The following is a 14,364-nucleotide window of genomic DNA, read 5'->3' as shown; positions in this document are numbered from 1 at the left end:
TTGAAATAGGTATTTGATTGAGTCTTCATCAATCCAAAATAAGCCTATAAAAACACATCGGACTGAGGAAATCCCCAGCCCGATGCACTAAAAAAAACTTTAAACGATATGAAAAAATTAAAACTTATAATTGACCTGTACGGCAAAGTTTCTCGGGTCATTCCTATTGATATACCCTCCGCGGTAGTAGGCGTTGTAGCCTAAGGCATTGTTTAGATTATTCGCGAATACCCTCACGCCAACATTCTTATAAGCGTAGCCCGCTTGGAGGTTTAGGGTGGTGTAGGCATTCAGGTTAAAGGGCTTTACGCCAGGGGTCGTGTTATGAATTATGACCTTCTGGGTGTATTCATTCACTGGTCTTTCGCCTACATAATACGTGCCTCCACCGATGTTAAACCCTTTAAGGGCGCCACTTCGGAAGGTATAGTTGAGCCACGCATTAGCCGTATGCTCAGCCGCCATCATCGGTCGGGAATCGTTCACATACGCAGGGCTGTTTTTGTACTTCGCATCGAGGTAGGAGTAGCCTGCCATTACTTCGAGCTCGGGGAGGATTTTCCCGATGAGGTCTATCTCCACGCCTTTTCGGGTAAGGTCACCCGCGAAGTCATAAGTCTTGGTTCCATTTCCAGCCGCATCGAGAACTTCGTACGAAAGATTGTTAAGGTTCATAGCGTAGAGGTTTAGATTAAACCTGAGTTTTTCATCAAACCAATCGGATTTGAAGCCCGCTTCCCACTGTTGGGTGATGGTTGCCCCTATTGTGCCTTCGCCATTAGCGAGGACTCTGTCGTTCCCCCTAAGGTCAGTCGTCGTAGTGAAAGAGCCGTAGATATTCATATTCTCTAATGGAGAAATCATTAGCCCGAGAGAGGGGTTCCAAGCGTCTTTCTTGCCTGTCTGGTTATTTCCTTGGTAGGAGCTGTATCGGATGCCGAGAACCGCTTTTGCATACTTCCCGATAGCCATTACTTCCTGTGCCGTAATGCCGTAGATAGGAGATTTTGCAGAGATTCTATCCCCCTTATGCACTAAATCATCAGGGTTAAAGGTTGCAGGGAGGTCATTGGTAAATTCGCCCGTTACATCAGCGATTTTATCTATTGGAATGTAGCTAAGTGGGGAGGTTTTTCCTCGTACGACTTCGGTGAGGAATTTATGCTGATAGGTACCGCTTAGGGTGTAGGATTCTTTCCAGTCAAACCCAATCTGGAAGGTGTGTTTTAAGAAACCTGTCTCCACTTCCTGACCGATAAAGTCCGCTTGGAATACCTTAGAGTGGTCTTCACTGCTAAACTTCGTCCATCTTCTGTTCCTCTCTTTGTAGTCTTTTATAATCTGTTTTTTGGGGTTTTTAGGGTCTGGATAGGTAACGGTTGCGAGGGAGTAAGACTCTCCATTGTTGCTTACATCACCTTGAAGATAGGCAATGCGAACGCGGAACTTATCACCGAGTTTCCTATCAGCATACGCTCCAAAGTTGAGGGAAGTTGTTTTATTAAAATTGGTTTTAAAGCCTAAAAACTTGTTTGTAGGCAATTCGTAGAGGGCATTTGTATCATCTGGAGCGAGGTTTACTGTACCTCTGTTTGGTGTGTTTTGATTATACATATAGTCCATCTCTACCGTTATATTGGTTTTATCATCAGGTCTGTAAGAAACCGATGGGTTGATGTATAGTCTCTCACCTTTTACATAATCGGCGAAGGATTCTTTGTTTTCATAAGCAGCATTGAGCCTGAAAGCTACTTTGCCTTCGCTGTCTAATACCCTTTGGATGTCGAGCGTTGGTCGGAATAGATTCCAGTTTCCATACCTGAAACCTACTGTTCCTGCATTGATGAATTTTGGTTTTTTGGTGGTAAGGTTAATTACCCCTCCCGCAGCTCCAAGCGATGAACCTATCCCCTGAGTAATCGCTACCGAACCTCGTATTACTTGTAGGCTTTCTACGCCCTGCATATCGGTAAGTATAGAGCTTGTTCTGAAATCGGAATACATCAGTACTCCGTTTTTAAGTACAGGAGTTCCTCTATATCCACGGATAGACATAGACTCCTCCCCATCTCCATAGGTACTGAAAAGTACTACACCAGGGATGTTTTTTGCTGCATCTGTTACGGTAAGGGCTCCCATTTCTTCGATGGCTCTATCAGAAATTACAGAGATGCTCTGTATCTGATCTCGCACTTTCAAAGGCATACGGGTGATAACTTCCATACCTTTGTTCTGCTTTTTTCTCTCTCCGAAGAGTTCTACTTCAGGGATTGTTTTAGATTTTAAACTGTCTTTGGTCGTTTGTGCATTTCCACAAATGGCACCCACCACAACCAAGGCTAAGGATAATGAATTATTCATCATATATTCTATTTTTAATGCCGGCAAAAGTATTGTTTAAAAACATTCTAAACAATAGAGGTTAATAGAAAATATCTTTTAATATCAATAGATTTCAACTACTTCTCCTGAAATAATAAACGCCCATAAAACGAGTACAATTACTAAAAAAGACTATCTTTGCCCAGCTTTTAAATGAAAAGAGAAATGACAAATCCTTTATTCTATGCTAAAATCCTACTGTTTGGTGAGTATGGAATCATTGAAGACTCGCAAGGACTTACCTTACCTTACAGCTTTTATAAGGGTACATTGAAGTTTTCGGACTTATCTACCGATTTTGAAAAACAATCAAACGAGCATCTGCTCAATTATTCAGATGAGCTTCTTGGTATAGACCTTCCAGCGGGTTTTGAGATTAATATCTCTGCTCTTAAAGATGATATTGCTAAGGGGCTTTATTTTGATAGCAATATCCCACAAGGTTATGGTGTCGGTAGCTCGGGAGCATTGGTTGCTGCCATCTTTGAGAAGTATTCCATTAAGAAATACAACCCCGAAAGCATCAGCAAAGAAGATTTAAAGGAACTCAAAAAGGTCTTTGGACTTTTGGAAAGCTATTTCCACGGTAAGAGTTCGGGTATAGACCCACTCATCTGCTATATGAACTTGCCTATCCTTATCGAAAACCGCGAGAATGTAGATAAAGTCTCCATCCCAAAAGAGGAGCAAGGCAGGGGGGCAATCTTCCTCATCGATTCTGGAATGGTTGGAGAAACAGGACCTATGGTTCAGATCTTTTTTGAGAAAATGAAGACCGAAGGTTTCCGAAAAACCTTGAAGGAAGAGTTTATACGATACAATAATGCCTGCATACAAGCGTTTCTGAAAAAGGATATGAATCCGTTCTTTAAAAACCTTAGGAAGCTCTCCATCTGGGCATACGACCACTTTAAACCGATGATACCCGACAGTATCTACAACGCTTGGAAAAAAGGTCTGGATACCAATGCCTACTATCTCAAGCTCTGCGGAAGCGGTGGTGGGGGCTATATTCTCGGTTTTACTCAGGATTATCCTAAGGCAGAAGAGATGCTTAAAGGCTTCCACAAAGAGATTATTTATAGATTTTAGCGTATGAAGAGCAAAGGGCTATACAGATTTTCGCAGTTCATCAGTTTGCTTTTGGGTGCGAGGGTTTTCGTCCTTTCGTTCTTTACTTTTACACTCTATGTCTCTACTTTTTTCTTGTTTAATCAGGAGGAGAGCCTCAGGAACTTCGTTTTTGATATTAAAGTGAATGGGATTATCTTCTGCTCGGTACTGAGCATTGCCGCAGGGGGTATTATCAATCAGTTTTATGATTGGGACAAGGACAGCGTAGAGCGCCCACTTCGTGTACGGTTGCAGAGCTTCGTCTCTCAGAAGCATTTCCTCTATACCTATTTATTTCTAAATGCTCTCTCTCTCGTCGTAGCCTTATTCTTGTCGTACAGAATTTTCTTTTTCTTTCTTTTTTATCAGTTCGTTATCTGGTTTTATAGCCACAAGCTGAGCAAAATCGCAGTTGTGAATAACCTCACTTATGTAGCTCTCACCCTCTATCCGTTCTCAGGTATGCTGGTCTATTATCAGCATTTTTCTGTTCGTATAATGGCGATGGCAGTCTTCCTCTTCCTTATTCTATGGGAGGTAGATGTAATGAAGGATGTCCTCACTCAGCGCTCCGATAAAATCTTTAACTACTGTACTCTCCCTATCGTGCTCGGGAAGTGGGGTACTCAGGTGGTTCTCCTCCTCCTTCTTCTTATCAATGCTGCGACTGCGGTTTTTATCTACTACGCGGATTATATACAGCAGGCGGGTGTGCTTTCCATTTATTTTTTGGTTTCTGCGGGTGTGCTTCTCCTCTCTATGATTCCCATTTTCTCATTTAATAGAAAAAATATTTTCTGGCTAATGAACCTCCTCCGTTTCTGGATTTTCATTGGGGTACTTGCAATGTTCCTCGATGGTGTTATTCCTCTTCTGAAGGCATTTCTATAGCTCTGCTTTAATGCTTATACCACAATCGGGCTCACCACCCACTTGCGTGGAGAGTACTTATTCACTTACTATTTCGCTTAATAGATAAGCTAGATTACGGATGCCGTAGTCGGCACTACACATATTTACATTCATCTTACTCAATAGATAAGATAGATTGCGGATGCCGTAGTCAGCACTACACATATTTACATTTATCTTACTCAATAGATAAGCTAGATTGCGGATGCCGTAGTCAGCACTACACATATTTACATTTATCTTACTCAATAGATAAGCTAGATTACGGATGCCGTAGTCGGCACTACACATATTTATATTCATCTTACTCAATAAGATAAGATAGATTACAGAAAAGTTCCGTCATATCACTCTATCTATAATCAATGTTACTTAATAGATAAGATAGATTGCGGAAAAGTTCCGCTATATCACTCTATCTATAATCAATGTTGCGGAAGAGTTCCGCAACATTGCAGAAGAATTCCGTCATATCACTTTATCTATAATCAATGTTGCGGGAGAGTTCCGAAATATTGCTGGAAAGTTCCGTGAGATTACAATAAGTAAAGGCAGGGTGGTTTAGAGCAGGAAATTCGTTACGGTGAGGAAAAAATCGGTAGGGTTTTCTGCTTGCACCCAGTGCCCTGCATTTTTTATCTTAACGATTTTGGACTGGGGGAACTGCTGCTTTATCAGAAAGCCGTCTTGGGGGAGGATATAGTTGGATTTCTCGCCAGCGATGAAGAGTGTCTCCCCAGTAAAGGTACCGAAGCGGATGGTATTGGCTACGGCGGTGGTGTATTCATCGGAGAGAACTTGGAGGTTAAAGCGCCAGTTGAGTTTCTTCTCATCGGTCCAATAAAGATTTTTGGTGAGGAACTGAATCACCGTCCGCTCGTGGATGTAGTGGGCGAGGAGGGCTTCTACCTCGCTGCGGGAAGTTACCGTGTTAAAGTCTATGCTGTGGAGGGCTTTGAAGATTCCTTGGTGATGGGGAGGATAGGCTTTGGGGGCGATATCTACGACGACGAGCTTTTCGACCCTATTGGGGGTATTGATGGCGAACTGCATCACCGCCTTTCCGCCGAGTGAATGCCCGAGGAGGTGGGCTTTCTCAATGTTGTGATAATCCATATAGTTCAGGATATCGCGTGCGAGGTCATCGTGAGACATTCCTGCCGAGTGGAAGCTCTTGCCGTGATTGCGAAGGTCGAGGAGGTGCACAGGGAAGAACTCGCTCGTGTCCCTACCGAAGGTACCCCAATTGTCGAGCATCCCAAAAAGCCCGTGGAGCACGAGGAGGGGAGTACCGCTTTTATCTTGTCCGTAGATTTTAGAATGTAGAATGTTCATTATGCTTTTTTATGGGTTTTAGATGATGAGGTTACCACTTTGCCAGGCGTTTCAGATAGGCTTGTATCGTATTTTCGAGACCTAAATAGAGAGCTTCGGAGATAAGGGCGTGCCCTATGGATACTTCCAGTAGATTGGGGATGTTTTCTGCGAAGTATTTGAGGTTTTCAAGGCTAAGGTCGTGTCCAGCATTGAGCCCCAAGTGGTATTCCTCTGCTTTCTGTGCGGTTTGCAGATAGGGCTGTATTGCTGCTGCTCTATCGCTACTGTATTGCTTGGCATAGGCTTCTGTGTAGAGCTCTATCCTGTCGGTACCCGTATCTGCTGCGTGCCGTACCATTTCTGGATTGGGATCAAGGAATAGGGAAGTTCGTATTCCTGCTTTTTTAAATTCTGAAACCACTTCTTTCAGGAAATCTTTGTGTTTTATGCAGTCCCACCCCGCATTAGAGGTGAGTGCATCATCGGCATCGGGTACGAGGGTTACCTGCTCTGGGCGAACTTCCAGTACGAGGTCTATAAATGGCTGGTGGGGATTACCTTCTATATTAAATTCTGTGCTTATAAGAGGTTTTAGGTCGTATACATCCTTTCTTGTGATGTGTCTTTGGTCTGGTCTTGGGTGCACGGTAATGCCTTGCGCACCGTATCTCTGGGCATCTATGGCTACTTGGGTTACGCTGGGCACATCTCCCCCTCGTGCATTTCTAAGGGTCGCAATTTTGTTGATATTTACACTGAGTTTTGTCATTTCTTTCTTTTGTTTAAGGTTTTAACATCGTTTTTTTTTATGATTAACATCGGAATTTTCATCATTAACACCAATTTTAAAAGGGTTAATAAGTCTTTTTTCGGCGGGCTAATTTCCAAAAAAAATGGCATTCCTCAAAACTAAAACACTTTCACTGCTGCTAAGAAGGGGAGGGCGGTATTCATTTTTTTAATAGCTTTGTTTCTCGGTTTTTTAGTATAAAAGAGGAAGAAGAAGGTGCAAAATCCCATTCTTGTGAGGGGTATTGAGAGGATTAAATCTATAATTCTATAGCAGTTCAAGTAAATTATTAATGAAATAGACACGCAATGAAAAAAGTATCGGTATTATTCGGCTTGGTTTTAGGGTTTTCTGTAATGGCGCAAATTACGGTGAGAGGGGTGGTTTCGATGAGGAATGGTAAGCCCTTAGAAGGGATTTTTGTCTCTAATGGTAGGGAAGAGGTGCGTACCAATGCAAAAGGCTTCTACGAGATACAGGCGTACCAGTGGGATAACCTCCTCTATTACGGGGAAAGCCCTGTGAAAGGCTTGAGCCTTGATAGCAATTGTGCTCCTATCGTCGAGAATGCACCAAAGCAGAGAATAGATGTAGTGATGGTTGATTATCCTCACGATATGCTTTTTGAAAAGAATGAGATGTGTGGGATATTGTTTATCCTCAATGGAAAATTGGTAACGGATAAGGCGGTAGACAAGCTAAAACAACGCCTCCGCAACGATAAAACCTTAAAATACAAGCTCCTCAGAAGAAGCGAGCTCTACAAAAAGTATGGATACAGTGCTACTTATGGCTTGGAAATCTCTACCCACTCCCAAAAGCAGAAAAAATAAAAAGGGTAGTTTTTGGGCTTTTGGGGGCTTTATATCGTAGAAAGCAGGCTTAGGCTTGCCCTTAGAAGAGATGATATCAAAGACTGAAAACTCCTCAATAGGTATTCTTTATGGATAAAAAATCCTCTCGTTGAGCGGTCTTATCCTATTTTTTTTATATCTTCGTTTCTCAGTTTTTTAATTTATTTAATGATGAAAAAATCCGTTTTATTCTCCGTGGTATTTAGCCTTGTTACAGGGCTGGCTTCTGCACAGAAACCGATTTATACCAAAGCAAAAGTAACCGCCGTAAAGGTGTACAGAAACTCTGCTGAGCTGCAAAATGTAGCTTCTATCACCGTACCTGCGGGCATCTCCGAAGTGGTGATTGGCAATATCTCTGAAGAAATCAACGAAAAAACCATTCAAATTGGGGTCAATGCTAAGAATATCTCCATTCTATCCTCACAGTTTACGGACGATTATTCCTCCGACTTTAAGATGGATACCACCAATCCGCAAATAAAGAAAGTGAATGACAGCATCAAAATTGTCGAAAGCCTCATTACCAAAAACAAGATAGAACTCGACGCCAATAAGAAGGCCATCGAGCTCCTCGATAAAAACCAAACCGTACTGGTAGGGAGCAATGCTGGAAGCGTGGCTCAGCTGACCCAACTGACCGATTTCTACACTAAAAAACGCATTGAAATCGATAACAAACTCGTGGCTCTCAGAAAAGACGAAACCGAGCTCGCTAAAAAGCTCTCTCGCCTGAAAAGTAGCCTAAAAACAAAAGAGCAAAAAGAAGCCGAAGAGTTCGCAAGTGGCGTCCTTGTCCTCAAAGTGATGGCTTCCACGGCGGGCAACTTGAAGCTCAATATCAACTATCTTGCGAATGATGTAACTTGGAATCCTTATTACGAAATCAAAAGTGAGAAAGTTTCCGCTCCGCTGGATGTAACCTTTAAAGCGATTGTAAAACAAAGAACAGGTTTGGACTGGAAAGGCGTAAAGCTCACCCTTATCAACGGAAACTCCTACCGAAACAACACCGCACCAGAGCTTAGTCCTTGGTTCATCTATGCTCAAAGCGCTAAAGAAAGGCAGCAAGAATACGAAACCGCTAAAAGGTCTGCCCAAGTAAAAATAAGAGGTCTGGCATCTGTAAAACAAGATGCCGTAGCCTATGAATCCAATGCTATGGAAGGTGCAGTAGCAGATGTCGTGGTTGTAGGTGCTAATTTCTCAGTGAATGCCAATCAACTTAACACCAGCTATGATGTAGATGTGCCTTATGACATTCTCTCCAATGGCGAAGACCACCTCATCAGCCTGTTTAACCAGAAAATACCAGCGGAATATCAGTACTACACCGCTCCAAATTATACTCGTGAGGCGTTTCTTTTAGCGAAGATTAAGGATTTTAGTAATTATCATTTGGTAGGAGCACCTGCAAGCGTGATTTTTGAGAATATGTATATCGGTGAGACGACCATTAGCCCAAATCTTACGACCAATGAGCTGAACATTACGCTCGGAAACGACCCTAAAATCAGCATCCGAAGGGAAAATATTCAGGATAAGTCGGGCGAGAAATTCCTCTCCTCCTATCGTGAGAAAACCATAACCTATGACATTATTATCAAGAATAATAAGAAAGACGCTGTGAATATTGAGGTGAAAGACCGTATCCCGCTAAGCAATAACGATGCTGTAAAAGTAGAACTCCTCGAAAAAAGCGGTGCTAAGAAAGACGACGAGAAAGGCTTCCTCCTCTGGACAACCAAACTCTCGCCCTCCGAAACCAAGAAATACCGCGTAAGCTATAAAGTTCGCTACCCGAAAGACTATATCATTAGCAATCTTTAAGCGAGAAAAATCAGTCCCCACTATAGCTTTAGCAGTGGGGATTATTATTTTGTGCATTCTTTCCTCAGTGGTTTTGTCTTGGTGGGTTTAGATTTTATTTGATATTTTCGCCATTGAAATAAAGTACTTGTGAAGAAGATAGAAGTCTTAATATGCTTAAGTATTCTGCTCGTCTCCTGCGCTACAGCCGAGAGATACAATGCGGTGACGAACAGAGATATCCCCCCGGAAGAATTACATCAAGATATAGATAAGGTAAGGAAGAACCTCTTTGCCCACCATCCTGATATTGATATGTACCTGACCAAAGAGCAGATTTCTCACAAGCTGGACAGCCTTAAAAAGACAGTAAAAAAACCGATGAAGTCCGCCGACTTCTCCCGTGAGCTGTTTAAAGTGGTTTCCAAGTTTGGGCACGGGCATATCTACCTCACTTCTCGCCCGTACAAGATGACCAAAGTAGAGCGCCACCATACCAAAGGCTCCAAAGGTCCGCTCTCCCAGCTCAGCGTAGAGGGGGCAGGTGATAGGCTGATGCTCAAAAAAATCACAGGCAAGAAATCTTCACAAGATGTCTATGCAGAGCTCATTAGCATAGATGATATTAAGTATAAAGACTATTACAACCTCTACAAAGGTACAAGACCTGGCGATGGATACATCAAGACAATGGATTCCTATATCATTTCAAAAAACTATCTGAACTATGTATCCAGAGTCTTGGGGGTGCAGGATGCGATTATCCTCACCCTGAAAAAGAACGGTTCGGTTTATACCAAAGTTGTAAAAAGGGAGTTTTTGGAGCATAAAAATGCCAAAAGCAAGCAAGCTCCAGCCCCTCAGAAGCAGAAAATCGTAAAGAAAACCCCAGTGAAATACCCCACAAGGGAGGAAATCATCAAGAGAAATGCCTTAGAAAAGTACCAGAATAAGGTGAAGAAATATTTGGGCTACAACCCTGCAACTAAGCAGTACAGTAGGGAGATTTCATTCCCAGTAAAGGGAGATTCCAGCATTGCTGTGCTCAAAATAAGGGACTTCAAGCGAGGGAGTGTAAAGAAAGGTTATGCTTTCATCTTTGACTCTCTTCATAAGCACAAAGTGCAGTATCTTATCTTAGACCTTAGAGGAAATGGTGGTGGCTATGTACGGCACGGGAACACCCTCTACAGCTATCTGAGCAAGGACTCTCACCCTGTAATAATGGACTCTGCAAAAGTGATGTCTAAAACCGCAATGGCAGGCTTGAATTTCACTAAGTTTAATGCCTTTCAGCATACCGTATTCTTGCCTCTTACCCTCGCTTTCTCCACCTCCGAATATTTTAATACCCAAAAAGGGAAAGATGGGAGCTACTACTACAAAATGATGAACAAAAGCGACCACAAAGCCAAGCCTCTGAATAAATACACAGGCAAGCTCTATGTGCTTACCAATGGTGCTACTTACTCTATGTCGTCAGTTCTTGCGGCATCTTTGCAGGCAGAAGGTCGCGCTACATTTATAGGCGAAGAAACAGGGGGCGACTTCAATGGTACCGTAGCAGGGCACTCCCGATGTACAAAACTCAGAAATTCCCACACTGATTTCTGCTTTGGGGTAATGACCATAAAACCCAACGCCCAGCGAAAGCTCATCGGTAGAGGCGTACTTCCCGATATCCCCGTACCAACTACCTTAGAAGACCTGATAATGAAAAAAGACCCTGTGCTGGGTAGAGCGGTTAATGGGATACGGTTGCCATAGCTACAGTTACAATTCAGAAATTAATAATAAAATATCTTATTAAATAAAATTTGGCTATTAAAATTTTATTATTACTTTTAGGGCTCAATTTAAAATTTTAAAATTATGCCAAAAAACCAAATCAGTGCTGCCATTTCAGATCAAACGCTAGCACAAATCGAAACAAAAATCAGTGAAATTCGCCAGCTGCTTAGCCCTTATCTGGTAAATCTAACCCCAGAAGAGCGAACTAAATTGCCAAAAATGAGCGACAAATCCGTATCCTTCGTATCCAAAGTGATGGAATACATCAAAACCAATCCCGACCTCATCCCACCGATGATGGACAAGGAGGAAATGGAGAAAGATTTCAAGCTCAATCAATCCCTTCAGCCAGTCTTTAAGATTCTGAAACAGCTGTCCGAAAATGTAAGCGAAACCCTTATGCTCACAGGACACGAGGCGTATGCGCAAGCCCTACTCTACTACGCTACCGTAAAAATGGCAGCCAAAACAGGCAGCCCAGACGCTAAAACCATCCAAGAGGATTTAGGGAAGAGGTTTGCGAAGAAGTCGCCAAGTAAAAAACAAACTCCAAAAGGATAAACACTAAGGAGTAAAACTAAAAAACAAAACAAGGATGAACCAAAATCAAAGGTTCATCCTTATATTTTGAGGGTAAAAGCCTCAACTTTGTCAGTTTTTGTGACAACATCTGAGCAAAAACCCTCAACATTCAAGCAAAATGTGACAACTTTGTCAGTAAAACTGACAACATTCACCCTAAAACATCAAAACTTGTCAGAAAAACTGACAAGGTTATGTGTAAAGTGTTAGATTTTTTATTGGAGAGTGATGGAAAAAAAATGATTAAGAACTATTTAAGATATAGATTTCATTGATTTAATTAAGAATATTAATTGTTCTTGATGATTTTTTAATATTGATTGAATTGATTCTTCATTAATAGTTTGAGGAGACATTTGTTCAAAAACAACAATACCTAAAGGAGGTCTTGAATCTTCATTTTCAATCCTGCGGATATGAAATGAACGACTTTTCATTGTTATCTTATTTAATGTTGAATCATTAATACTACATTTTTGTTTTATAAAATCTTTGTATTCCTTCCCTTTATTTATCCATTTAGGAATACCTTCAATTTTGAAAGTTCCCATTTCCCAACCTTTTGCTATAAATCCTTCATTAGCTGAATATTCTCCTCTTCCATATTTATTATATATATTATTGGTTGCGTATCTCCCTAATAATTTAAATTTATCTTCTTTATTTTCATTTGTATAATGTTTATATATGCTAATTCTTCCCTGCCCCTCAGCACTTGAGTAAAATTCTTTAAACATCACTTTTATAATATCAGAGCACAGTTTATAATACTCTTCTTTTATTTTTTCGAACTTACCATTAGTCTCTTCTACCTTTTTATTAGCTTCTTCTATTGTTAGAGAATTTTTAGAGTTTTTGGAATATATATTAATACCAATACTTATAATAAGTACAGATTCCCCTAATATAATTAGCCAAAAATTAACAGAGTTAAAATCTATATCAATCTTTATTCCTACTAAGAAACATATAAAATTTCCTACAAGTGTAATAACTTCTGTATAAGCCTTAAGAAATATTTTTCGTGTAGGGTTTATAGCATATAATAATGCTAAAATTACTAAGAATATTAAAATTAAATATATCATATGTTTGTTATTAATTCTCTCTACTCCCCCCACTCACTAATAAAGTGTAGTTTTACATTTGGGAATTTCTCTTGGGTCATTGTAATGGTAAAGGAGGAGTCGGCAAGGAATACAAGCTGGTTATACTTGTCCCTCGCGAGGAAGCGTTGTTTTAGTCTTGCAAATTCTTTGAACTCTTCGGATTTTTCATTCGCCTCTACCCAGCAGGCTTTATGGATGCTGATAGGTTCGTAGGTGCATTTTGCGCCGTACTCGTGCTCCAGTCGGTACTGGATTACCTCATACTGCAAGGCGCCCACCGTTCCGATAATCTTTCTACCGTTCATCTCGAGGGTGAAGAGCTGTGCTACTCCCTCGTCCATCAGCTGGTCGATACCTTTTGCGAGCTGTTTTGCTTTGAGTGGGTCATCATTATTAATGTATCGGAAATGCTCTGGTGAGAAGCTCGGTATTCCCTTAAAGTTGAGCTTTTCTCCTGCGGTAAGCGTGTCGCCAATTCGGAAGTTTCCCGTATCGTGTAGTCCTACGATATCGCCAGGGAAGGACTCATCTACTACCTCTTTTTTATCGGCGAAAAAGGCATTCGGTGAGGAGAATTTCATCTTCTTGCCTTCCCTTACGAGGAGGTAATTTTCATTCCTTTTGAATGTCCCTGAAACGATTTTCACAAAGGCGAGTCTGTCTCTGTGCTTAGGGTCCATATTGGCGTGGATTTTAAAGACAAATCCCGTGAAGTTGCTCTCTTCTGGCTTTATGATTCGGGTGTCAGACTCCTTAGGTTGAGGGTTTGGGGCAATGTCTATAAACGCATCAAGGAGCTCTCTCACACCGAAGTTATTCAATGCCGAACCGAAGAACACGGGCTGCTGAGTGCCTGCCATATATTCCTCTCGGCTAAACTCTGGATAGACGGACTGCACGAGCTCCAGCTCCTCGCGGAGGGTTTGTGCGGCCTTTTCGCCAATGGCTTCTGCGATGGCAGGGTCATTAATATCATTAAAGGTAATGCTCTCGCCTACTTTCTGTTTTTTCTCTTCGAGGAAGAGCTGGATGTTGTTCTCCCAGATGTTATAAATCCCTTGGAAGTCCGCTCCCATACCAATCGGCAAGGAGAGTGGCACTACAGAGAGCCCGAGCTTTTGCTCCACTTCGTCGAGGAGGTCAAAAGCGTCTTTACCCTCTCTATCGAGCTTGTTGATGAAGACAATCATCGGAATGCTTCTCATTCGGCATACTTGAACGAGCTTTTCGGTTTGCTCCTCCACCCCTTTTGCCACATCGATGACTACAATCACCGAATCTACCGCCGTAAGGGTACGGTAGGTGTCCTCCGCAAAGTCCTTGTGCCCAGGAGTATCGAGGATATTAATCTTATGCCCGCGATAGTTGAACGCCAGCACGGAAGTAGCCACCGAAATCCCCCTTTGTCTCTCGATTTCCATAAAGTCGGAAGTCGCGCCTTTCTTTATTTTGTTGGATTTTACCGCTCCCGCCTCCTGAATAGCCCCACCAAAGAGGAGGAGTTTCTCTGTAAGGGTGGTTTTCCCTGCATCGGGGTGGGAGATAATTCCAAAAGTCTTTCTTTTCTGTATTTCTTTTATTAAATCTGACATATTGTATTTTAAACGCGTGCAAAAATCGGAATTTTAAATTGAAATACCTTGCAATTAAGCAATATCTTGTAGATAATCTGAAAGAATGAGACTGAGCAGGAGAATTTCAATTC

General features: G+C 41.7%; 11 protein-coding genes. 6 read left to right on the top strand and 5 right to left on the bottom strand.

Annotated elements, in window-relative coordinates; translation table 11 throughout:
* Positions 1-117 precede the first annotated feature (117 nt).
* Entirely contained in the window at positions 118-2,364 is a 2,247-nt protein-coding gene (locus D8991_RS06395; protein ID WP_245957195.1) for a TonB-dependent siderophore receptor, read from the bottom strand.
* 183 nt (positions 2,365-2,547) lie between these two features.
* On the opposite strand from D8991_RS06395, the gene D8991_RS06390 reads away from it, so the two are divergent.
* Positions 2,548-3,474 carry a mevalonate kinase family protein gene (locus D8991_RS06390; RefSeq protein ID WP_120489725.1) on the top strand — a complete coding sequence of 309 codons (927 nt, stop codon included), beginning with the start codon at positions 2,548-2,550 and terminating at the stop codon, positions 3,472-3,474.
* A gap of 3 nt (positions 3,475-3,477) precedes the next feature.
* Entirely contained in the window at positions 3,478-4,386 is a 909-nt protein-coding gene (locus D8991_RS06385; protein WP_120489316.1) for a UbiA family prenyltransferase, read from the top strand.
* 582 nt (positions 4,387-4,968) lie between these two features.
* Here D8991_RS06385 and D8991_RS06380 read toward each other — a convergent pair.
* Positions 4,969-5,742: an alpha/beta fold hydrolase gene (locus D8991_RS06380; RefSeq protein ID WP_120489315.1), complete on the bottom strand. Its 774-nt coding sequence runs from the start codon at positions 5,740-5,742 to the stop codon at positions 4,969-4,971.
* 31 nt (positions 5,743-5,773) lie between these two features.
* Complete coding sequence (locus tag D8991_RS06375; RefSeq protein WP_120489314.1) at positions 5,774-6,493, bottom strand: pyridoxine 5'-phosphate synthase; 720 nt, start codon at positions 6,491-6,493, stop codon at positions 5,774-5,776.
* A gap of 329 nt (positions 6,494-6,822) precedes the next feature.
* Between D8991_RS06375 and D8991_RS06370 the strand changes: the two genes are divergently transcribed.
* The 4 genes from D8991_RS06370 (at position 6,823) to D8991_RS06355 (ending at position 11,529) form a co-directional block, all read left to right on the top strand.
* Complete coding sequence (locus tag D8991_RS06370; protein ID WP_120489313.1) at positions 6,823-7,347, top strand: peptidase associated/transthyretin-like domain-containing protein; 525 nt, start codon at positions 6,823-6,825, stop codon at positions 7,345-7,347.
* A 189-nt stretch (positions 7,348-7,536) separates the two neighbouring features.
* Positions 7,537-9,198, top strand: a complete 1,662-nt coding sequence (locus D8991_RS06365) for a DUF4139 domain-containing protein (RefSeq protein ID WP_120489312.1) — start codon at positions 7,537-7,539, stop codon at positions 9,196-9,198.
* Positions 9,199-9,327: 129 nt separating this feature from the next.
* Positions 9,328-10,944: a S41 family peptidase gene (locus D8991_RS06360; protein ID WP_120489311.1), complete on the top strand. Its 1,617-nt coding sequence runs from the start codon at positions 9,328-9,330 to the stop codon at positions 10,942-10,944.
* Between the two features lie 105 nt (positions 10,945-11,049).
* The gene (locus tag D8991_RS06355; RefSeq protein ID WP_120489310.1) at positions 11,050-11,529 is read left to right on the top strand and encodes a hypothetical protein; all 480 of its coding nucleotides are present in this window, start codon (positions 11,050-11,052) and stop codon (positions 11,527-11,529) included.
* Between the two features lie 275 nt (positions 11,530-11,804).
* Here D8991_RS06355 and D8991_RS06350 read toward each other — a convergent pair whose 3' ends face one another.
* Both D8991_RS06350 and D8991_RS06345 read right to left on the bottom strand, forming a co-directional pair.
* On the bottom strand, positions 11,805-12,638 hold the full coding sequence (locus D8991_RS06350) for a hypothetical protein (protein WP_120489309.1): 834 nt from the start codon (positions 12,636-12,638) through the stop codon (positions 11,805-11,807).
* Between the two features lie 20 nt (positions 12,639-12,658).
* The gene (locus D8991_RS06345; RefSeq protein WP_120489308.1) at positions 12,659-14,251 is read right to left on the bottom strand and encodes a peptide chain release factor 3; all 1,593 of its coding nucleotides are present in this window, start codon (positions 14,249-14,251) and stop codon (positions 12,659-12,661) included.
* Positions 14,252-14,364 lie beyond the last annotated feature (113 nt).

The organism is Bergeyella cardium, from assembly GCF_003614945.1.
Classification (GTDB): domain Bacteria; phylum Bacteroidota; class Bacteroidia; order Flavobacteriales; family Weeksellaceae; genus Bergeyella_A; species Bergeyella_A cardium.
Note: the sequence above shows the minus strand (reverse complement) of the source record. Positions and strands in the feature narration are given on the sequence as shown.

What these genes read in the sequence shown, in the direction of transcription:
- D8991_RS06390 (WP_120489725.1), top strand. Translation starts at nt 2,548, where the DNA reads ATGACAAATCCTTTATTCTATGCTAAAATCCTACTGTTTGGTGAGTAT.
- D8991_RS06380 (WP_120489315.1), bottom strand. Translation starts at nt 5,742, where the DNA reads ATGAACATTCTACATTCTAAAATCTACGGACAAGATAAAAGCGGTACT.
- D8991_RS06355 (WP_120489310.1), top strand. Translation starts at nt 11,050, where the DNA reads ATGCCAAAAAACCAAATCAGTGCTGCCATTTCAGATCAAACGCTAGCA.
- D8991_RS06350 (WP_120489309.1), bottom strand. Translation starts at nt 12,638, where the DNA reads ATGATATATTTAATTTTAATATTCTTAGTAATTTTAGCATTATTATAT.
- D8991_RS06375 (WP_120489314.1), bottom strand. Translation starts at nt 6,493, where the DNA reads ATGACAAAACTCAGTGTAAATATCAACAAAATTGCGACCCTTAGAAAT.
- D8991_RS06370 (WP_120489313.1), top strand. Translation starts at nt 6,823, where the DNA reads ATGAAAAAAGTATCGGTATTATTCGGCTTGGTTTTAGGGTTTTCTGTA.
- D8991_RS06385 (WP_120489316.1), top strand. Translation starts at nt 3,478, where the DNA reads ATGAAGAGCAAAGGGCTATACAGATTTTCGCAGTTCATCAGTTTGCTT.
- D8991_RS06395 (WP_245957195.1), bottom strand. Translation starts at nt 2,364, where the DNA reads ATGATGAATAATTCATTATCCTTAGCCTTGGTTGTGGTGGGTGCCATT.
- D8991_RS06345 (WP_120489308.1), bottom strand. Translation starts at nt 14,251, where the DNA reads ATGTCAGATTTAATAAAAGAAATACAGAAAAGAAAGACTTTTGGAATT.
- D8991_RS06365 (WP_120489312.1), top strand. Translation starts at nt 7,537, where the DNA reads ATGATGAAAAAATCCGTTTTATTCTCCGTGGTATTTAGCCTTGTTACA.